Source organism: Gilvimarinus sp. 1_MG-2023, assembly GCF_030548285.1.
Genome location: NZ_JAUOSC010000123.1, coordinates 1 through 471 on the forward strand (window position 1 = coordinate 1; position 471 = coordinate 471).

The window sequence follows — 471 nt, forward strand, 5'->3', positions numbered from 1 at the left end:
CCGCCTGAATTGCCGGGTGACGAATCGCTGTTTCGATCTGTTCGGTGGCCAAGGTCAGGTTCACCATAATATGCGCAGGCACCTTGTTCACCGCACAAACGTCGTCAAAAATGGTTTCGATCAGTCGGGCACAACCTTGTACGTTCGGGTCGTGTTTCATAACACAGGTGTTACCGGCCATCAGCGCCGGAGCCAAAAAACGAAAAGCCAGCCACAACGGAGCATTCCAGGGCAGAATCCCCAACACCGCTCCCAGCGGCTGATAGGTGACATAACTTTGTGTCGCATCCGACTCAATCGATTCACTGTTGAGGTAGGTTTCGGCCTGCTCCGCATAGTGTTCGGTACACCAGGCGGCTTTTTCGACCTCGGCCACCCCTTCCAGAATCGGCTTGCCCATTTCCAGCGCCATCATTTCGGCCAACGCCTGCTTACGCTCGCGCAGCTTGGCCGCCACGCCCAGCATGACCT

At 56.3% G+C, this 471-nt stretch carries 1 protein-coding gene; it reads right to left on the reverse strand.

Annotated features, from left to right (window positions below):
- Positions 1 to 471, reverse strand: a 471-nt coding sequence (locus Q4563_RS16015; protein WP_303605179.1) for an aldehyde dehydrogenase family protein, incomplete at both ends; no start/stop codon positions are given.